20 protein-coding genes are annotated in these 19,300 nt (G+C 68.7%); 8 read left to right on the forward strand and 12 right to left on the reverse strand.

The window, feature by feature from the left end:
* Positions 1 to 33: 33 nt before the first annotated feature.
* Entirely contained in the window at positions 34 to 1,893 is a 1,860-nt protein-coding gene (locus AC5FRV_RS08225) for an RICIN domain-containing protein (RefSeq protein WP_493560610.1), read from the reverse strand.
* 243 nt (positions 1,894 to 2,136) lie between these two features.
* Between AC5FRV_RS08225 and AC5FRV_RS08230 the strand changes: the two genes are divergently transcribed.
* Positions 2,137 to 2,427 (forward strand): hypothetical protein, encoded by a 291-nt coding sequence (locus AC5FRV_RS08230; protein ID WP_493560611.1) that lies wholly within the window; start codon positions 2,137 to 2,139, stop codon positions 2,425 to 2,427.
* A gap of 206 nt (positions 2,428 to 2,633) precedes the next feature.
* A complete protein-coding gene (locus tag AC5FRV_RS08235; protein WP_493560612.1) occupies positions 2,634 to 5,279 on the forward strand; it encodes a valine--tRNA ligase in 2,646 nt (881 codons plus the stop codon).
* 122 nt (positions 5,280 to 5,401) lie between these two features.
* Here the strand turns inward: AC5FRV_RS08235 and AC5FRV_RS08240 are convergent, their stop codons facing one another.
* Complete coding sequence (locus AC5FRV_RS08240) at positions 5,402 to 5,584, reverse strand: DUF5786 family protein (RefSeq protein WP_493560613.1); 183 nt, start codon at positions 5,582 to 5,584, stop codon at positions 5,402 to 5,404.
* 95 nt (positions 5,585 to 5,679) lie between these two features.
* Positions 5,680 to 6,531, reverse strand: a complete 852-nt coding sequence (locus tag AC5FRV_RS08245) for a ZIP family metal transporter (RefSeq protein WP_493560614.1) — start codon at positions 6,529 to 6,531, stop codon at positions 5,680 to 5,682.
* A gap of 151 nt (positions 6,532 to 6,682) precedes the next feature.
* Between AC5FRV_RS08245 and AC5FRV_RS08250 the strand changes: the two genes are divergently transcribed.
* Together AC5FRV_RS08250 and AC5FRV_RS08255 are read left to right on the forward strand one after the other, a co-directional pair.
* A complete protein-coding gene (locus AC5FRV_RS08250; RefSeq protein ID WP_493560615.1) occupies positions 6,683 to 7,975 on the forward strand; it encodes an aryl-sulfate sulfotransferase in 1,293 nt (430 codons plus the stop codon).
* A 99-nt stretch (positions 7,976 to 8,074) separates the two neighbouring features.
* Positions 8,075 to 9,046 (forward strand): D-2-hydroxyacid dehydrogenase, encoded by a 972-nt coding sequence (locus AC5FRV_RS08255; RefSeq protein WP_493560616.1) that lies wholly within the window; start codon positions 8,075 to 8,077, stop codon positions 9,044 to 9,046.
* Positions 9,047 to 9,082: 36 nt separating this feature from the next.
* Here AC5FRV_RS08255 and AC5FRV_RS08260 read toward each other — a convergent pair whose 3' ends face one another.
* Positions 9,083 to 10,099, reverse strand: a complete 1,017-nt coding sequence (locus AC5FRV_RS08260; protein ID WP_493560617.1) for an NADP-dependent oxidoreductase — start codon at positions 10,097 to 10,099, stop codon at positions 9,083 to 9,085.
* Between the two features lie 87 nt (positions 10,100 to 10,186).
* Positions 10,187 to 11,326: a site-2 protease family protein gene (locus AC5FRV_RS08265; RefSeq protein WP_493560618.1), complete on the reverse strand. Its 1,140-nt coding sequence runs from the start codon at positions 11,324 to 11,326 to the stop codon at positions 10,187 to 10,189.
* A 162-nt stretch (positions 11,327 to 11,488) separates the two neighbouring features.
* Between AC5FRV_RS08265 and AC5FRV_RS08270 the strand changes: the two genes are divergently transcribed.
* A complete protein-coding gene (locus tag AC5FRV_RS08270) occupies positions 11,489 to 11,935 on the forward strand; it encodes a universal stress protein (RefSeq protein ID WP_493560619.1) in 447 nt (148 codons plus the stop codon).
* 61 nt (positions 11,936 to 11,996) lie between these two features.
* Here the strand turns inward: AC5FRV_RS08270 and AC5FRV_RS08275 are convergent, their stop codons facing one another.
* From AC5FRV_RS08275 to AC5FRV_RS08285, 3 genes are all read right to left on the reverse strand, one after another.
* Positions 11,997 to 12,266: a hypothetical protein gene (locus tag AC5FRV_RS08275; protein ID WP_493560620.1), complete on the reverse strand. Its 270-nt coding sequence runs from the start codon at positions 12,264 to 12,266 to the stop codon at positions 11,997 to 11,999.
* Positions 12,267 to 12,348: 82 nt separating this feature from the next.
* Positions 12,349 to 12,870, reverse strand: a complete 522-nt coding sequence (locus AC5FRV_RS08280) for a GNAT family N-acetyltransferase (RefSeq protein ID WP_493560621.1) — start codon at positions 12,868 to 12,870, stop codon at positions 12,349 to 12,351.
* Positions 12,867 to 13,235 (reverse strand): universal stress protein, encoded by a 369-nt coding sequence (locus AC5FRV_RS08285; protein WP_493560622.1) that lies wholly within the window; start codon positions 13,233 to 13,235, stop codon positions 12,867 to 12,869. Before AC5FRV_RS08285 ends, AC5FRV_RS08280 begins: the two co-directional genes overlap by 4 nt.
* Positions 13,236 to 14,099: 864 nt before the next feature.
* Here AC5FRV_RS08285 and AC5FRV_RS08290 point away from each other — a divergent pair.
* Positions 14,100 to 14,846, forward strand: a complete 747-nt coding sequence (locus tag AC5FRV_RS08290; RefSeq protein WP_493560873.1) for a DUF5806 family protein — start codon at positions 14,100 to 14,102, stop codon at positions 14,844 to 14,846.
* A 51-nt stretch (positions 14,847 to 14,897) separates the two neighbouring features.
* Here AC5FRV_RS08290 and AC5FRV_RS08295 read toward each other — a convergent pair whose 3' ends face one another.
* Positions 14,898 to 15,104 (reverse strand): DUF2061 domain-containing protein, encoded by a 207-nt coding sequence (locus AC5FRV_RS08295; protein WP_493560623.1) that lies wholly within the window; start codon positions 15,102 to 15,104, stop codon positions 14,898 to 14,900.
* A 186-nt stretch (positions 15,105 to 15,290) separates the two neighbouring features.
* Here AC5FRV_RS08295 and AC5FRV_RS08300 point away from each other — a divergent pair, with 186 nt between their 5' ends.
* Positions 15,291 to 15,668: a hypothetical protein gene (locus tag AC5FRV_RS08300; protein WP_493560624.1), complete on the forward strand. Its 378-nt coding sequence runs from the start codon at positions 15,291 to 15,293 to the stop codon at positions 15,666 to 15,668.
* 34 nt (positions 15,669 to 15,702) lie between these two features.
* On the opposite strand, the gene AC5FRV_RS08305 is transcribed toward AC5FRV_RS08300, so the two are convergent.
* The 3 genes from AC5FRV_RS08305 to AC5FRV_RS08315 form a co-directional block, all read right to left on the reverse strand.
* The gene (locus AC5FRV_RS08305) at positions 15,703 to 15,951 is read right to left on the reverse strand and encodes a DUF7127 family protein (protein ID WP_493560625.1); all 249 of its coding nucleotides are present in this window, start codon (positions 15,949 to 15,951) and stop codon (positions 15,703 to 15,705) included.
* A gap of 126 nt (positions 15,952 to 16,077) precedes the next feature.
* Positions 16,078 to 16,683: a DUF998 domain-containing protein gene (locus AC5FRV_RS08310; protein ID WP_493560626.1), complete on the reverse strand. Its 606-nt coding sequence runs from the start codon at positions 16,681 to 16,683 to the stop codon at positions 16,078 to 16,080.
* A gap of 69 nt (positions 16,684 to 16,752) precedes the next feature.
* The gene (locus tag AC5FRV_RS08315) at positions 16,753 to 18,048 is read right to left on the reverse strand and encodes an eIF2B alpha/beta/delta subunit family protein (protein ID WP_493560627.1); all 1,296 of its coding nucleotides are present in this window, start codon (positions 18,046 to 18,048) and stop codon (positions 16,753 to 16,755) included.
* A 688-nt stretch (positions 18,049 to 18,736) separates the two neighbouring features.
* Here AC5FRV_RS08315 and AC5FRV_RS08320 point away from each other — a divergent pair.
* Positions 18,737 to 19,225: a metallophosphoesterase family protein gene (locus tag AC5FRV_RS08320; protein WP_493560628.1), complete on the forward strand. Its 489-nt coding sequence runs from the start codon at positions 18,737 to 18,739 to the stop codon at positions 19,223 to 19,225.
* Positions 19,226 to 19,300: the final 75 nt, after the last annotated feature.

The following is a 19,300-nucleotide window of genomic DNA, read 5'->3' on the forward strand; positions in this document are numbered from 1 at the left end:
CCGGGTGACCCGAGTCCGGCCGTCTACTATCGTTCAGATCGCTTCGAACGACCAGCGCTGGTTGTCGCCGCCGTGGTACGCCCACTGGAGGACGTTGGCACCGTCCTCCGTGGAGAAACCCTCGACGTCGGCGACTTTCCCGCTGTGAGCGTTCTCCAGGCGGTAGGTGCCGTCGCCGTTGTCGACGAGACGCCAGTGCTGGCAGGCGTGATTCGTGTCCGAGTACTGGCGGACGTTGGCGCCGTCGCTGGTCTCGGCGTTGGCGACTTCGAGCAGTTTGCCGCTGTGGGCGTTGGTGAGCGTGCAGGTACCGTCGCCGTTGTCGGTCACGTCCCACTCCTGGCAGGGGTGGCCAGTGTCGCCCCACTGCTGAACGTTGGCACCGTCGCTGGTGTCGGCGCTGGCCACCTCCAGGAACTTCCCGCTGTTGGCGCTCGTGATGCGGTATGTCCCCTCGCCGATGGGCGTGCTGCCCGTGCCGCCTGTTCCGCCGCTGTCTCCGCCGCCGTCGCCGCTCCCGCCGTCGCCGGACCCATCGTCACTGCCGTCGTCGCCGCTCCCGCCGTCAGTTCCACCGCCGTCGCTGCCACTCCCGCCGCCACCGCTCCCTGGGTTCCCGCTGCCGGTCTCGACCGCTGCCGCCCACTCCGCCAGCCACTCGCGCAGGCCGCTGCTCGGCGGGTTCAGCGAATGAGAGTTCTCCGGAAGCTGCGGGTAGCCACCGAGGTCGTCCGGCGTGGCGACCCAGTAGTCGTACGGCGAGTCCAGCGAGTCGTTGCCGGCGCGGTCGCGAACCTCCCGAATGACCCGCTGGTCGTGTTCGGTCCGGTCCGCCGGCCGCGCGCCCGCATTCGCGAGGTTGTGCGCCTCGACCTCGCCCGAGGACAGTGCGGAGAGCCCGCTTGGCCACAGCGGCCGCGACCCGAGTTCGTTCGTCTCGGCGAAGGGCTGGTCCGAGTCGAGCGACGGGTCGGTCGTGACGTTGTCCGAGACGAACGCCGACCCGCCGTCTAGCACCGGGTCGCCGGTATCGGCCGTGCCCGCGTAGACGTTCCCGACGAAACTGGTCTCGGCCGAGTCGTCGGCGTTGGCCGCCTCGTCGAAGAAGTACGCCAGGTTGTTGACGACGACGCTGCGCGTGTCGCTCTTCAGCCGCGGCACGCGGCCGCGTGTCTTGGCCCAGACGTTCCCGATGAGCGCGACGCGGTCGGCGCCGTCGCCGACGAGCGTCGCGTAGTTGTGGTCGGCCTCGTCGCCGTAGGGGTTCCACAGCCCCTCGGCGATGATGTTGTTCGAGAACGTCGTCGCGTCGCTGTCGTAGCCGACGGACATGCACTCGTCGGTGCCCCAGGTCGCCGTCACGTGGTCGACGACGTTGTTCGAACTGCCGTCGGCGGTGTTCAGCGAGTCGTTGCTCTGGATGTCTCCGTCGCCGGGCCCGATGCGCGTCCGAACGTGCTGGACGACGCAGTCGTTCGCGTCGACCTGCAACTGGCCGTTGACGAAGGTGATACCGGGCGACGGCGCGGTCTGGCCGGCGACCCAGCACTGGTCGTTCGTTATCTCCAGCGACTCCCCGCCCAGGTCGATGGTTCCGCTGGTCGCGAAGGCGACGACCCGCGGGCCCGAGGCCTGGAACGCCGCCTCGACGGCCTCCCTGGTGGCCTCTTCGACGACGATTACTTCCGCGCCGTCGTCGAGCCACGACGTGTCGGCGAACCCGTCGTCGACGTGGAATCCGCCGCCGCCGTGTGCGGCGCTCGCTGGGCCAGCCAGCGACGCAGTTCCTATCGCCGTCGCCACCGCACCCGCCGTCGCTGTCTTGAGAAACGTGCGGCGCGTCGGGTCGTTCTCGTTCGATGCTCCCCGGTCGTGGTTGGATCTGTCGGTCATCGTTCTGGTGTCTCGACGTCTGGTGGACGACCGCCCCCATCCTGTTCGTCCACCGCGTGCGGGAGATTTTCACACCACCTAGTTACATACCTTCCAATTAATGCCGAAAGAATGGGGTTCGAATGGACGTAGTAACCGGGTAATCGCGACAGGCAGAATCGACGACACCTCGACGGCCGTCGGAAGGAACCGGTTCCCGAGGACCGGAGCGTCTATCGGTCGTCCCCGTCGTGGATTCGACGAATGGACGTCCCGAGAACGACTCGGTCGACACTGATCGGTCTCCTCGGCTCCGTGTTCCTCGCGACCGGCGTCTCTCTCCCGTGGCTGACGCAGGCCGGTGGGACGCTCGAACAGATCGGTCCGTGGGAAGTCGCCGGGTTTCAGCCGGCCCGCGCGGTTCTCATGGTGCCCCTTCTCGCCGTAGTCGCCCTCCGTGCTGCCGGGCGACTGGCGCGGACCGAACGTCGCCGCAGCGCGACGAACGACGAGCAATCAAGCGCCGTCCGTGCACCGGCTCGTGAGCGCCAGTGAGACAGCGTATCGAAGACCGGTGTGACCGTCTCAGTTCTCCGAACGCGGTCGGGAAGCGAAAATTTATACGAGCGACCGCCAAGGTTCGGGTATGGGCCTGATGACGTCGGTAGTACGATAGCGAGGCTGGCAGTCGCCGTTCTTTTCACTGCCATCCCCCGCACCGAGATCAGGCGCGATTCCACAACGAGCAGACACACCTACATATGAGCGATCTAGCAGACAACTACGAGCCCGACAGCGTCGAGTCGAAGTGGCGCGAGGAGTGGCAGGAGATGGACGTCTACGAGTACGTCGACACCGGTGCGACGGACTACGTCATCGACACGCCGCCGCCGTACCCGACCGGCAACCTCCACATCGGCCACGCCCTGGGGTGGGCGTACATCGACTTCGCCGCGCGCTATCACCGCCTGCAGGGCGAGGACGTCCTTTTCCCGCAAGGGTGGGACTGTCACGGCCTGCCGACCGAGGTCAAGGTCGAGGAGAATCACGACATCCACCGGACGGACGTCCCTCGCGACGAGTTCCGGGAGCTCTGCGTCGAGCACACCGAGGACCAGATCGACTCGATGAAGGAGACGATGCTGGATCTCGGCTTCGGCATCGACTGGTCGGCGGAGTACCGGACGATGGACGAGGAGTACTGGGGGAAGACCCAGCGCTCGTTCGTCGAGATGGCCGACGAGGAGATGGTGTACCGCGACGAGCACCCCGTCAACTGGTGTCCGCGGTGCGAGACGGCCATCGCCGACGCCGAGGTCGAGACCGAGGAGGGCGTCGACGGGACGCTGTACTACGTCACCTTCCCGGGCGTCGACAACGACGACATCGAGATCGCCACGACGCGGCCGGAACTGCTGGCGGCCTGCGTCTCGATGGCAGTCGACCCCGACGACGACCGGTACGCGGACCGCGTGGGCGACACCTTCGAGGTCCCACTCTTTGGCCAGGAGATCGAACTCATCGCCGACGACGACGTCGACGGCGACTTCGGGACCGGCGCGGTGATGATCTGTACCTTCGGGGACAAACAGGACGTCGACTGGTGGGCCGAGCACGACCTCGACCTCCGGCCGGTGTTCACCGAGGACGGCCACCTCGGCGAACTCGCCGGCGAGTTCGAGGGACTCACGATCTCGGAGGCCAAGACCGAGGTCGCCGAGGCACTCGATGACGAGGGGTACCTGAACGACAGCGAACCCACGACCCAGAACGTCGGGCAGTGCTGGCGCTGTGACACGCCCATCGAGATCCTCTCGAAGGAGCAGTGGTTCGTCGAGGTCGACCAGGACCTCATCCTCGAAAAAGCGCAGGAGGTCGAGTGGATCCCCGAGCACATGTACGCCCGCCTGGAGGAGTGGACCGAGGGGATGGACTGGGACTGGGTCATCTCCCGCCAGCGCGTCTTCGCGACGCCCATCCCGGCCTGGCGCTGCGGTGAGTGCGACCACTGGCACATCGCCACCCAGGACGACCTCCCCGTCGACCCGACCGACCAAGGCCCCGCACTCGACGAGTGTCCCGAGTGTGGCGCCGACGACTGGCACGGCGAGACCGACGTGATGGACACGTGGATGGACTCCTCCATCACGCCGCTGCACGTCTCGGGCTGGCCCGACGACATCGCCCTCGACGAGTTCGAACCGACGGCGCTCCGGCCGCAGGGCCACGACATCATCCGGACGTGGGCGTTCTACACGCTGCTCCGGACCGGCGCGCTCACCGGCGAGCGACCGTGGGACGACATCCTCGTCAACGGGATGGTGTTCGGCCCGGACGGGAACAAGATGTCCAAGTCCCGGGGCAACGTCGTCAACCCGGACGACGCCATCGAGGAGTACGGCGCCGACGCCATCCGCCAGGCCCTCGCCCTGGGCGGTCAGCCCGGCAGCGACGTCCAGTACCAGCCCAAGGAGGCCACCTCGGCCTCCCGCTTCCAGACGAAGGTGTGGAACATCACCCGCTTCGCCGCGGGCCACTTCGACGACGACCGCGAGCCGATGGAAGATCCGGCCTACCGCGACGTCGACGAGTGGATCCTCGCCCGCTGTGCCCGCGTCGCCGACGACGTCGAGGCCCACATGGACGAGTACCGCTACGACGCCGCGCTGCGGGAACTCCGGGAGTTCGTCTGGCACGACCTGGCCGACGACTACCTGGAACTGATCAAGGGCCGGCTCTACGAGGGTCGCCCCGGCGAGCGCGACGCCGCGCGCCAGGCGCTGTTCACGGCGCTCACGTCGTCGCTCACCATGCTCTCGCCCTTCGCCCCCTTCCTCACGGAGGAGGCCTGGGACGCACTGCCCGGGACCGAGGGGAGCGTCCACGCGAGCAGCTGGCCGGAGATCGACACCACCGGCTTCGACGAGGAGGCCGAGGCGGTCGGGAGCATCATCGCCGACGTCGCCTCGACGGTCCGGGGCTGGAAGTCCGACGAGGGCCTCGCGCTGAACGAGGACCTGGACCGCGTCGAGGTGTACCCCGAGGCAATGCCCGAGTCACCCGTCGACACCTACGACCTGAGCGAGGCCGTCAACGCGCCGGTCCGCGTCGAGGCTGGCCAGCCGACGGTCGAACTCGTCCCCGTCGCGGTCGACCCCGACCACTCCGTCATCGGGCCGGAGTTCCGCGACCAGGCCGGCCAGGTCGTCGCCGCGCTGGAGGCGATGGACCCCGAGACGGTCCAGCGCCAGCAGGAGTTCGACGGCGAGATCGAGGTCGACCTCGGAGACGAAGTGGCGGTCATCCCGGGCGACGCCGTCACCGTCCACGAGGAACACCGCGCCGAGTCCGGCGAGGAGGTCGACGTCCTCGAGGGGGAGACGGCGACCATCCTGATCTATCCCTGACGGACCGGTCCGCCAGGGGGACAGGTCCGTCGGTGGGGCCAGTCGCGGCGCCAGATCGGTCCGCGTTCGTCCGCCGTCGCTGTCGCTACCGAAGATTCAGATGCAGAAAACGGCCTGGCAGCTTACTTGTCGTCTTCGTCGTCCTTCATCTCGTCCAGGCGGCCGATCAGTTCCTCCTGGCTGGCCTCCGATTCGAAGGTGACCTCTCCGTCGTGGTCGTTCTCGTGGACGGTGACCGCTTCGTCCTCGTCGATGTCCGCGTTCTGGTCCTTCTGTTCGGATTCGTCGTAGCTACCAAAGCCCATATCGGAGTCTATGTCGGCCGCGCGGAAAAACACCACGGGTCGTCGGCATAGGGTGTGATTAATTCGCCGTGACGAACCGACGGACGAAGCGTGGATTACCCCAGCGACACGTCCAGGTACAGCATGACGACGACACCGGCCATGGTGCCGAGCGTGGCGACCCGTTCGTTGCCGCTGGTGTGGGTCTCCGGGACGATCTCGTCGCTGATGACGAACAGCATCGCGCCGGCGGCAAAGCCCATCGCGTACGGGAGCAAGGGTCGGACTAGCTGGACGGCGACGGCGCCGAGCACGGCCAGCGGAATCTCGACCGCACCCGCGCGAGCGCCCGCGAACAGCGCGTAGGACTTCCGGTCGAGGCCGGCGTTGACCGCCGCGACGGAGACGGCCAGCCCCTCCGGTATGTTCTGGATACCGATGGCGACCATCAGCGCCAGGGCGGTACCGAGCCCTTCCGTCCCCTCGGCGGCGCCGAAGCCGACGCCGACCGCCAGTCCCTCGGGCATGTTGTGGAGCGTTATCGCGAGGACGAACAGGACCACGGGGGCGAGTTTGTCCGGGTTGATTCCGGGGACTGTCTCGCTCGGCTCGGCGGCGTCGGTCCGGCGCTCCCCGGTCAGCAGGTAGTGAGCGTGGGGCACGAGGACGTCGGCCCGGTCGAGGAAGACCACCCCGAGGACCACACCGGCCAGCGTCGGGAGCGGATTCCCGTCGGAGTAGACCTCGATGCCGGGGATGATGAGGCTCGTGAATGCCGCGGCGAGCATCACGCCGGCGGCGAAGCCCAGCGCCCCGTCCAGTGCCCGCTCGGAGGGGTTGCGCCAGACGAGCACCAGCGACGCGCCGACGAGGTTCATCGTCGCGATGACGATGCCACCTGCCAGACCCTGGACAACCGGATCGGTGCCCACGATCCGGACGAACAACTCCGCCAGCCCGGCTTGCATTGGTCACTGGTGTGGCCCCCCATCCCTTGTAACTGTCCCCACTGCCGGAACGGGGGTGCTGTTTGTGGCCAATAGCGATCCCTTAAATTAACAGACGGCGGCGTGATCGGGCGCGAAAACTATTTGCGCGCGCTGACTGGAAGATTTCGGTATGGACCGCCAAGCGCGCGGCACCGCTCTCCTCGTTCTCGGCGCCGTGTTGCTCGTCGGAACGGTCGCCGTCGGTGCCGCCACCGCGCCAGACATCGGGACGCAACGCGTCGACTCGCCCCAGACGCTGGTCGGATCGCAGGGCGACGACAGCTACCACGCCGGCGGATCCGTCTCCCTCCTCGAAGGGGACGACCGGGTCTGGACCGAAGAGACCGCCGACAGCTACTTCGACGTGACCATGCGCGAGGACGGCACCGTCCTGGCCGGGTTCATGCACTCGGGCTACGGGGACGATTGTGGCCCCTACGAGGCACCCTGTACGAAGACCGGGTTCCGGATCATCGACCCGGACGCCGAGGGCGGCCCCGCGGTCGTCGAGGAGTACGCCTTCCCCGTGCGCACGAAGACCAACAGCGAGATCCACGACGTCGAGGAACTGGATTCGGGCGAGTTCCTCCTGACTGACATGGATCAGGAGCGCATCTTCACCGTCGACGGCGACGAGATTACCTGGCAGTGGAACGCGAGTTCGTTCTACGAGGCCCCGGCCGATCCGACGCAACGCGACTGGCTCCACGTCAACGACGTCGACGTCGTCAACGAGAGCCACTACCTCGTCTCGGTCCGCAACGCGAATCAGGTCCTCCTCGTCGAGCGTGACGAGGGCGTCGTCGAGGTGATCAACGAGGACGACGGCGGGAGCGACGACACCTGTCTGGGGCCGAGGAGGCTCGTCGACGCGGACGGCGACGGCGACGTCCGCTGTGGTGACCCGAGCGTTCTCTACGACCAGCACAATCCGCAGTGGCTCGACGACGGCGCCGTCCTGGTCGCCGACAGCGAGAACGACCGCGTGGTCGAACTCCACCGGAACGAGGCGACCGGGGAGTGGGAGCCGGCCTGGACGCTCACCGAGGCCGAAGGGGTCGAGCTGAACTGGCCCCGCGACGCCGACCGGCTCGACAACGGGAACACGCTGGTCACCGATACCCGGAACGCCCGCCTCCTCGAGGTGACGCCCAACGGCACCGTCGTCTGGAGTCACCAGACGGGCGGCATCCCCTACGAGGCCGAGCGGCTCCCCGAAGGCGAGCGGGCCGGGACTGACCGGTACGAACGCGGCGCCGTCGCCGATCCTGGCGGCGACGTGCCCGTGCTCTCGCTCGCGATGGTGGGCATCCGGTCCGTCTTCCCGGGGACGCCGTACTGGTTCGCCGAGGCGCACCTCGGACTCACGGTGCTCGGCATCGGGCTGGCCGGCGTCGGGCTGGTCGTCCGCCGACGCTCCTGAGTCCGGCCGGCGTTTCACGGCTCGCTGGCCCGCACTTTTCCCCGTGCCAAACGGTCTTGTATCGCCCTCCGCTCTGTGTACGTGAGTACTTCACAGACCATGAGTGACACAGACGTCCTCGTCCTCCGGAGAGGGACGCACGGCATGCCCGCCGTCGACTACGCCGACGCGCTCAGGGAACGCCTGCCGGACCACACCGTCCACGTCGCCCGGACCCCGAAAGAGGAACGCGACTTCGCCGCCGGCGCCAGGGTCATCTCGTCGACCGACGTCGACCCCGCCCTGGTCGACCGGGCCGAGCGGCTGGAACTGTTCGCCGGCGTCGCCGCCGGCTACGACCACCTGCCGCTCGACGAACTCGCCTCGCGGGGCGTCGCCGTCACGAACGCCTCCGGCATCCACGCGCCGAACATCGCCGAGCAGGTGCTTTCCTACGTGCTTGGCTTCACCCGCAACATGCACGTGGCCAGCGAGCGCCAGGAGCGCCGGGAGTGGCGCCACTTCCAGGCGGGCGAGCTGAAGGACAGCGTCGTGACGGTCGTCGGCCTCGGCGCCATCGGCCAGGCCGTCGTCCAGCGACTGGACGGGTTCGACGTGAAGACCATCGGCGTCCGCTACTCCCCGGAGAAGGGCGGCCCGACCGACGAGGTCGTCGGCTTCGACGAGGACGCCATCCACGAGGCGCTGGCCCGGACCGACCATCTCGTTATCGCCGCGCCGCTGACCGACGAGACCGAGGGCCTGATCGGCGAGGCGGAGTTCGAGACGCTCCCGCCCCACTCCTATCTCGTCAACGTCGGCCGCGGCGCCATCGTCGACACCGACGCGCTGGTGTCGGCGATTCGCACGAACTCCATCGCCGGCGCCGGCCTCGACGTCACCGACCCGGAACCGCTCCCGGCGGACCACCCACTGTGGAACTTCGGCAACGTGACCATCACGCCCCACAACGCGGGTCACAGCCCGGAACACTGGGAGCGCCTCGCCGACATTGTCGCCGGCAACGTCCGCAAACTCGACGACGACGCGGACCCCGCTGCCCTCGAAAACATCGTCCGGAAGCCCGAGTAACTCGCTCGCGTCCACGACGAGGTGTTTCTACGCCCGCTACGGCTCGTCGCCGACTTTCACCAGCTGTTTGCCGATATTTTCGCCCTCGAACAGTCCGACGAAGGCGTCGGGCGCGTTCTCCAGACCCTCCGTGACGGTCTCGCGGTACTGGAGTTCCCCCGACTGGACCCACTCTGCGAGTCGCCGGTTCGCCTGCTCGAAGCGCGCGTGGAAGTCCCAGACGAGGAACCCCTCGACGGTCGCGCGCTTGCCGATCAACTGGCCGAGCTTCCGCGGGCCAGTGGGCATCTCTTCGGCGTTGTACTGAGATATCTGTCCGCAGACCGCGACGCGGGCGTCGAGGTTCAACTGCTGGAAGACGGCGTCGGTGATGGGGCCACCGACGTTGTCGAAGTACGCGTCGACGCCGTCGGGGGCGGCCTCCGCCAGCGCGGCCACGTAGTCCTCGGTATCCTTGTAGTTGATCGCCGCGTCGAAGCCCAGGTCGCCCTCGAGGAACTCGACCTTCTCGTCGGAGCCGGTGAAGCCGACGACGCGGGCGCCGGCCATCTTCGCGATCTGGCCCGCGACGGAGCCGACCGCCCCCGCCGCGCCGGAGACGACGAACGTGTCGCCGGCCGTCGGCTGGGCCACTTCCCGGGTGCCGAAGAAGGCCGTCCGGCCCGTCATCCCGAGGACGCTCGTCGCCGTCGAGATGGGCCCCAGGTCCGGGTCGACCGCCGTGAGTTCGCTCCCCGGCGCGGTGGCGTAGTCGGCCCACTCCAGGTCGCCGGTGACGACGTCGCCCGCCGAGAATCCGCTGCCGTTGGATTCGACGACTTCGCCGACGACGGCTCCCTCGAGCGGTTCGTCGACCTCCCACGGCTCCGCGTAGGATTCGGCGTCGCGCATCCGCCCGCGCATGTAGGGGTCGACGGAGAGGTAGATCGTCCGCACGAGCACCTCGCCGGGGCCCGGTTCGGGGACGTCGTCTTCGACCAGTTCGAAGGTGTCCTCGTCGGGTTTGCCTTCGGGGCGCTGCGCCAGCAGAAACTTCCTGTTCTGTTCCGGCATGCGTGGGCCTACGGCGGACGGTCGGAAGGGGCCTGTGGTCCCGTCCGAAGAGGAAGCCGGAAGAGAAAGTCCTGCAGGCGGTCCGGCTCAGAACGGCTCGTGGGTGCCGACCAGTCGGCGCATCTCCATCGCGGCGGCGAAGTCGGCGCGCGTGATGACCCGGGTGCCCGCGGCGTCCTCGACGATGGCCTCGGTCGTGCGATTCCCGTCGAGTTCGACCAGCGCGTCGAAGGCGGCCATCCCCGCGTCGAAGCGGGGCAGGTCCCGCTCGACGAGCGCGTCGACGGTCGTGGTGGCGCGCTCCTCTGGGGAGAGCGCCCTGAAGTCGACCGCCGAGACGACGCCGACGGGGGTGCCGTTCTCGGTGACGACGAACTGGGTCCGTCGGTCGGCGAACATCCGCGAGACGAGGTCGTCGACGGTCTCGCCGGCGTCGATGGTGGCGTCGGTCCCGCTGGCGAGTTCGCCGACGGTGAGGCCCTCGAGCAGGTCCGACAGCGCGACCATCCGGGACTCGCTGTTGGCCGCGCCGTAGATGAACAGCGCCAGCAGGAGGAACATCGGCTGGATCGGCGGGAGGATGCCGAAGACCGCGAAGAGGATGGCGAAGATGGACCCCACCCGGGCGGCCGTTCTGGTCGCCGCGACGTACGGCCGGTTCCGGGCCAGCAGCGCCCGGAGGACGCGCCCGCCGTCCATCGGGAACGCCGGCAGCATGTTGAACACCGCGAGGGTGAGGTTCGTCACGGCCAGCCAGCCGACCACAAACGTCGTCACGTCGGCCGAAGCCGGCACCGCGAACAGCGCCAGGTAACAGACGACACCGGTGGCGACGCTGACTATCGGGCCGGCGACGGCGATCCAGAACTCCTTCTTCCACTCTCTGGGGATCGAGCCGAGGTTCGCCAGCCCACCGAGGATCCACAGCGTGATCGACTCGACGTCGAGGTCGTAGCGCATCGCCATCCACGCGTGGCCCAGTTCGTGCAGCAGGACGCTGACGAACAGGGCGACGGCGGCGACGCTGCCGATGACCCACGGCGTCGACCCCTCGCGGAGGACCGCCACGTCGAGCGACGTTCCCGTGAGCGATTCGATGAGCCCCGCGTACAGCCCGATCTGCTCGCCGCTCCCGATCAGGTACGCGAGGATCGGGAGGATGACCAGCAAGGAGACGTGAACGCGGATCGGGATGCCCCAGACCCGCGCGACGTCGTACTCTCGCATAGCCAACGCTTCCCCGCTCGCGGGTTAAAGCCCCGTGCTCTCCCAGTGCGCTCCTCTCGTGCTCACTCTGTATCCTCTCCGTGCTCTCTCCGCGTCCTCCCCCGGGGTCGTGTCAGCGCGGAATGGATGGATATTTGGGGCCGCCCGTCAGATCAACTGCCAATGGACGTGGATCTCGTACTCGCGCCGGTCGACGGCAGCGACCAGTCCGAGCGGGCCATCGAGTACGCGATCACCGTCGCGGACGCCTACGACGCCGACGTACACCTCCTGTTCGTCCTCGACGAGCGCCTCGTGAAGGCCATCGACGACGGCACCGTCGACGCCGACACCGTCGCCGAGGACCACCGCGAGTTCACCGAGATGGTGCGCGGCCGCCTCGACTCCGACGGCGTCGGCGGCAACCTCGACACCTCCACTGCCGCCGGGTTCTCGCCGACCAGCCTGCGCCAGTCTCCCGGCAGCGTCATCCTCGACGTCGCCGAGGCCATCGAGGCCGACTTCGTGGTGGTGCCCCGGGAACCCGGCAGCAACGAGACCGACGAGGCCATCGGGCGCGCGGCGCTGTACGTCATCGAGTACGCCAGCCAGCCCGTGCTCTCGGTGTAGCGATTTCCGGACGCTTCTTTCGGCGGTGTGAGTGCCGACCGGTTCCCGGCGCGTCTGCTCACTACGGAGTGACGAGATACGCGTCGGCAGCGAAAACGGTGAGGACGGTCAGGACCAGAAACTCGGCGACGAGGAGGACGCCGAGCGCACGGCGGCGGTTCGGGGATTTGAACCGATACCGCTCGTAGCCGAACGGCGTCTGGACGGTCTCGTCGGTCGTGAAAATCCCGACACGAGGGCGCGACAGCGCGACGACCGTGAGGGCCGTACCGACTGCCGGGACGAGCGGAACCATGACGTACGCCGCTAGCAGCCCGGCTGTGACGTCCATCACTGTTCTAGCGGGTTTCGGTGGTCTCTCTTCGGCACTCAATCGGCGGAACCACGTCGCCAGTTCGAACCGATGGGGCCCCTCAGATCCGGATGCCCATCTCGAGTTCGAACCGTTCGGCGTCGCTCGTCTCGAAGCCGACGTTCTTGTACAGCGCGATGGCGGGGTCGTTCCACCGCTCGACGGTGAGCCACACCTTCTCGATGCCCTCGGCCTGACCGAGCCCCAGCAACGTCTCGACGAGTTCGGTGCCGATACCGGCGCCCTGGTATTCCGAGAGGACGAAGATGGCGAGTTCGTAGCCGATGTCGCCGTCGGGGACGAGCGTCGCGTGGCCGACGGCGGCGCCGTCGTAGCGGGCGACGACGTTGACGCAGTCCTCGGCGAGGATGGTGTCGAGCCACTGCTCGATGGCCTCGGCCTGGACCGGCGGGATGCCCTGGGCGCGGTCGGCGGGGTCGAACTCGCGGTACATCGCGAGCAGGTCCGCCGCGTCGGCGTCCGACGCGCGCTCGACGTCGATGGTCCGGCCGGCGCCGTCCGCGAACGACCGGGGTGGTCGCGTGAACGAGTCGGCCGGCTCGTCGGGGAATGCCGGGCTCATCGGACGAGAGTCACCGGCGTCTGGGCGTTCAGGAGGACGAACTCCGCGACGGAGCCGAGCTGGATCTTGCCGAGCGGGCTGCGCTCCCCGCTCCCGAGCACGATGCGGTCGAAGGACTCCCGGTTGGCGATGGTCACGAGGTCGGACCCCGGGTCGCCCTCGACGTGGCGAACCGTCGACGGAACGTCCGTGTCCGCGAGCGTCTCGCGGACGCGCTGTTCGACCTCGTCTCGGCTCGCGTCGGCTGCGCCGCTCGCGAACACGGCCACGGTGAGCTCGTCGCCGGCCTCCTGCGCTCGCGCGATCGTCTCGTCGAGGGCCTGGTAGGAGAGAGGGGTGCCCCCGACGCCGAGTAGGACTTGCATGCGCCGCTGTTAGCGGGCACCTGCAAAAAAGCCACCTGCCGCGGCGAGGCCTTTTTCACCCCTGGTACCCCAGGTTCGCCCATGAACGCAGGCGAACCGCCGGACGAGGACGGCGACGGCGAAGGCGACGTCGAGGACCGTTCGACAGACCCGAGCGGTGACACCACGAGCGACGGAACCGACGGCGACCTGCCGGCGGGTAGCGCCGACGATGGAACCGACGACGCCGACGACGAACTCGACCCGGCACAGGAGGTCGAGGCCGCCGTCGAGGACGTGATGGGTCCTGGCGTCCTCGACGACGGCGCCTCGGACGGCGACGAGAGCGTCGAGAGCGAGACAGACGAGGGTGAGATTGCGGAGAGCGCGACCGACGAGGCCGAGACGGCCGACAGCGAGGTGGACGAGGCCGGAGTGGACGAGGACGAGACTGCGGAGAGCGCGACGCCTGGGGACGAGACCGCCGAAAGCGGGGTGGACGAAGTTGACGTGGACGAGGCCGACGTAGACGAGGATGGGGGTGAGTCCCGCCCCAGTGACGGCGACGTGAGCGAGGCCGAGGACGGGGACGTGGAAACTGAGCCTACAGGCGCGTCGCTCGACGACGCTGACGGCGCTGGCGACGTCGCTGAAACCGATGGCGACGTCGACGACGTGGACGGCGGTGCCGACGTGAACGGTGATGCCGCCGACGTGGACGGTGATACCGCCGACGCGCACGACGATACTCCCGATGCGGACGACGCTGATGCGGACGACATCGGCGCGTCTGGCGACGAGGACGCCGACGATCTCGCGTCCGGCGACGGTGACGACGCCGGTCCGGCGCCCGGCGACGGCGACAGCTTCCGTCGCGACGAACCGTTGTCGGTCGACGACGACCAGGCCGAGGACGACGGGGTCGACGAGTCGGCCGCCGTCCAGGCCGCCCAGGAACTCGTCGAGAGCGAGCGGGCCGGCGAGACGGCCGACGATCAGGAAACGGCGGACGCCACCGACGAGGCCGGCGACGCAGATTCGAGCGAAGCCGAGGCGGCCCAGGAACCGGGCGACGCCGACGGGGTCGAGGAGATGGCCGAGGACGTCCCGGCGGACGTCAGGAAGTACGACCGGTTCAAGAAGATCGACGGCGGGACCTACGACCGGGCCAACGAGTTCCTGCGGGACCGCACGTACATCACCGCGCGCGAGTGGGCCATGGCGCGCCTCTGTGCGGACTTCCGGACCGAGACGGGGGTCGAGATGACCAAGATCGGCGAGAACCTCCCGGAACTGGTGCCGTTCATGACGGACACCTACACGCCCCAGGCGGTCAACCAGGCCCGGGCCGCCTTCGAGGAAAAGGTGCGAAAGGCCGGCGCCACCTTCCTCTACGGCGCGATGTGCGACTTCTTCACCGCCGAGGAACTCGACGACGTGATGTACGAGGCCACGGAGGTCGCGAAGTTCCTGCTGGAGGTCGAGGGCGTCGAACTGAGCGTCGAGGAGGAACTCGCCGCCGAGGACCACATCTCCGAGGTCATGCGCGACGTCCGCGAGCACTCCGCCGCGCTCCGCCACGACGAGGTCACCTGTCCCGAGTGCGGCCACGAGATCCACGCCGACGACTAGACTGGCGATTTGATCGTCGACGTCGTCGTTCCTCCGACGGACTGCGGTCCGTTACTGTTCTTGCAATCCCCACTGGACGTTGCTCCACACCCGCTCCCAGACGTAGTACAGCGCCGTCTTCGCGACCGCGGCGGAGAGTCCGATCTTCGCGGACGACCCCAGCTGGCCCGTGTACGCGAAGGCGATCAGGAACACCACGGAGGTGGCGAACAGTCGGTAGGACGCGGCCTTGACTATCGACCGTCGATGGGTCTCCACGGGGGATCACCTCGAACCTCGCTGCGGGTTCGGGTCGGTCGCGGAGCCGTCCGATACCATGGGTGGGCGGCGACGAGGTGACATTCGACGAACACTACTGCCGGGTGCGTGAAAAATCCAATTACATTTAATTAGGCCATGGTGGGTAACGCCACGGTTATGGGCCGACCGGCCGAGCACGCGGCTATGGACGCCGAACGAAAGGCGGTCGTCGTCGACGTCGGCCTCGGTGTGCTGTGCGTCGCGATGGGACTACTGTACGCGAGCCGAGGGGCGCTGCCGTACTGGTGGCTCACGGCCGTCATCGCGCTCCTGACTGCGGCGCTCGCGTGGGCCGACGACCACGGCGTCGTCGGCGGGTGGACGACGGTGGCCGTCGTCGCCGCCTTCGGCGTCGCCGTCCTCGCGCTCGGACTCGTCGCCGGGCCGGCGGTCGTCTCGGCCGTCCTCCCGGCGGTACTCGCTGGCATCGGCGCTGGCATCGTCCCCTACCGGCTCTACTACGGCGTCGTCAGACCGCTGCCGGCGGGACGCGTCGCTGACGTGGGCGAACGCGCGCTGTGAAGGAGGGGTGGGCCTCGCGGCCCGAACTCTCGCCCTATCGATCGGACCGGATGATCAGCATTCCGTCGTTCGTCGTGACCTCCGTCGCTTCCTCGGGCACGTCGAACTCGTACTGCTGGTCGTCGGCCACGACGATGGCGGTGTCGCCGACGACGTCGACGCTGGCGTGGGCGTCGGCGCCGAAGTCGACCGTGAGTTCCGCCGTCTCCTCGAACTCGCGGTGGGTGATCGACACGTCGTCGTGCTCGGCGGCCGCCGTCCGTAGCTGGTGGGGCGCGTCCATCTGGACGGTTGGGACGGCGCGTGCCTAAGTGCTGTGCCGCGACCGGATCGTTGCACCGAATCGTCCCCCGTCGGTCGCTCGCCTTGCCGGTCGATCACCCCGCCGGTCAATCACCTCGCCGGTCGGTTACGGCTCGTGTTCGCCCGTCCCCAGGAGGTACCCGCCGAAGGCCGTCACCCAGAGCTGCGTCGGATAGGTGATCCAGCGTTCGAGGCCACCGATGCCGAGCGCGGTCGACCCGCCGAGCGCGACGAACAGGGCGAGGGCGATCAGGGCGACGACGCCCAGGCCGGCCGAGAGGTAGCTGAACGGCCGTCGAACGACGAGCGCGGCCGCGATGGCCGACAGTCCGCCGCCGGCGAAGGCGAGGAAGGCGGCGGCGAAGTGCGGTGCTGGCTGATCCGCCGGGAAGATCCCGACGCCGGCGACGCCGAGGCCGGTGAGGGCGACGATGGCGGTTAGCCAGCGGCGGTCGTACACCCGGTCGATTCCGTCGGCGGCGACCAGCGTGAGCAGCCCCGAGAGGATCATGGCGCCGTTGAAAATCGTGGCCGACGGCTGGACGAGTCCCGCCGGTCCGATCGACGCCCCGAGCGCGCTGATGGTCTCTTCGGCGGTGCTGTACCCCGGATAGAGCGCCTCGGCGGTGACGATCCCCAGCGTCGAGACGATGCCCACGCCCACGAGCGACAGACCCGCTATCGTCCGGCCACGGTCGACGTCCCCGTTCATCGGTCTCCATGGAGGTTCCGCGGCCACCCACAAATAGCGACGGGAAGACCGAACACCGGGGCCTGCGCCTCACCCCCAGTCCGCGCACTCGCGGTGGCGCTCCGCGACCCGGGCGACGGCCTCGGCGTCGAGGGCGCCGTCCTCGGTGATCACCGCCTCGACTACGTCGGCGGGCGTCACGTCGAACGTGGGGTTCGCCACCGCCAGGGCCGCGTCACCGTCGTACACCTCGGCGGCGTCCCGTTCCTCCAGGTCGACGGCGTCGTCGGTCGCCACCTTGTCGCTCGCGGCGACGACGTAGGAGGGGCAATGGTCGGGCGCGGCGAGCACCGCTGCCCGGGTGCCCACCTTGTTGACGACGCGGCCGTCGGGGAGCACGCGGTCCGCGCCGACGACGAGCGCCTCGGCGTTCCAGGCGTCGAGTTCGAAGGGGAACGCGGCGTCCGTCGTGAGCGTCACCTCGCAGTCGCCGGCCAGCGCCTCGGCGACCCCGACGCCCTCGCGGCCCGGTCGCGACTCCGCCAGGAGCACGGCGTCGGGCTCCGCCGCTCGAATCGCCGTGAGGACGGTGCCCGAGCGGGAGAGCGTGGCGACGCGGTCCGGGAGGCGGTCGGCGGCGTTCGCGGCGGCCGCCTCGTCGGCCGACAGCGCCCGGTCGATGCCGTCGCTCGCTGCCGCCTCGACCGCCGCCGGGGTCCGGTCCTCGCTCGCGGCCGCCATCGCCCGGTTCACGCGGTTGGCGACGACCGCCATCGACGGGCGTGCGTCGCAAAGTCGACGCGCAAGGTCGGCGACCCCCTCCCAGTCGTCGCCGTCGGCCTCCCGGCGCTCGTGTTCACCAGGGGGTCGGCCAGTCGCTGCTATGGCAGCCTCGTCCCGGAGCACCTCCAGCGCCCGTATCGAGAGCGAGGCCGACCCGTGCTCGCGGTCGTCGCGCACGGTCGCGACGCGCGGTCGTACCCGGTCGTACGAGGTCCAGAGAGCGGGAACGGTCTCTCGACGGAGAATCGCGGTCGGCGACGTCCACTCGTACTCGGCCGTCTCCTCGTTCGTCTCGACGGCCCGCGACCCGCAGTCGAACAGGAACGGGTGGACGAGCCAGCTGTCGTCGCGGTCCGGGTCGTCGACGGGGAACGGGTCGCCAGCGCGGACGAGGGAGACGTCCTCGGCCGCGATACCGGTTTCCTCCGCTATCTCGTCGCGGGCGGCCGTCTCGGGGGAGCGGTCTCGCCCCTCGTCGTCGGCGACGTGGCCGGCGACGCCGCCCCACCGCCCCTGATAGGACCCGACCGCGTCGCTCCGCCGGAAGAGGAGCACGTCGCCGTCGTTCCGGAGGAAGACGGTGACGACGGGCGTTTCGGACATGGTTCTGTGTTCGGCGTGTCCGGCAATGAATCTCCGGGACGTGATTCGATGGTGGTGTTCAGTCCTTCCGTTGTCGATGCGTACAACTGTGAGTTGAACGGGTGATTCTTCTGGCTGGCGCTGGAAGAACCGAGACTCCCAACAGCCAGAAAGCCCTCGGCGCGCTCGGGTCGCGGGGACCACCCTGCGCTCCTCACTCCGTTCCGGTGCTTTGGGGTCCCGGCTTCCCCGACCGCGCCTCGCCCTTTCAGTCCTCCAGGACGGCACCCCCGCCCTGCCCTTCCCCTGGTCGGCCGACGAGACGGCCTCCCGGCCGACCGCCGCGCGGTTGCGGAGCGGTCAGGACGCGTGATTCGGCGCGGACGCGCCGAATCCGGGGAGGAGTGGGGAGTCAATCGCGAGCGCGTTTCATCGCGCGAGCGAGGCTGGGCCTGGAGGACTGAAAGGGCGAGGCGCGCTCGGGGAAGCACGGACCCGCAAGCACCCACGGCGCGCAGCGTGGTCCGCGCGAGTTGAGCGCGCCGAGGGCTTTCGAGTTCTTTGACTTCGTGCTATGTGCGACGATTTCGACTCCCCCAGATCGCTACGTAGTTGATCTGTACCGATCACTCGCCGAGAAACCGATAGCCGTCCGAATATCCGTTCAGGAGTGCAGGCCCTTTTATCGACACGACCGATACAGTGTCCCATGAACGTCGCCATCGTCAGCGACACGCACGTCCCCTCCAGAGCCCAGCGGATCCCCGACGAATTTCGCGAACTGATCGATGAGGCGGACCACGTCATCCACGCCGGCGACTTCGACGCGGAGAGTACAATCGCCGACGTCCGGGAGATGGCCACCGCACTCACTGCAGTGCGGGGGAACACGGACCCACACGTGGGGCTCCCGGCCGTCGCGTCGGTCGAACTCGGTGGGGTGGCGTTCGTCGTCACCCACGGCACCGGGTCGGTGCGCGGCTACGAGGACCGCGTCGCGAACGCGGCCAGACAACACGGCGACGATGGCGCCATCGCCGTTTCGGGGCACACTCACGAGGTGACGGACGCGACCCACCGGGGCGTCCGCATCCTGAACCCCGGGAGCGCGACGGGCGCCTCACCCGCGACGCGGGCGACGATGATGACTGCCGACGTCGCAGACGGCGCCATCGACGTGACTGTCCACGAACTATAGGCGGCCGGTTTTTCGCCTGGCCTGCCCACACCTCGTCGCCACTGTCGGCAGGCGTTGCCACCGCTGGCGTCGCTT

This window comes from Halomicrobium sp. HArcel3 (assembly GCF_058933135.1).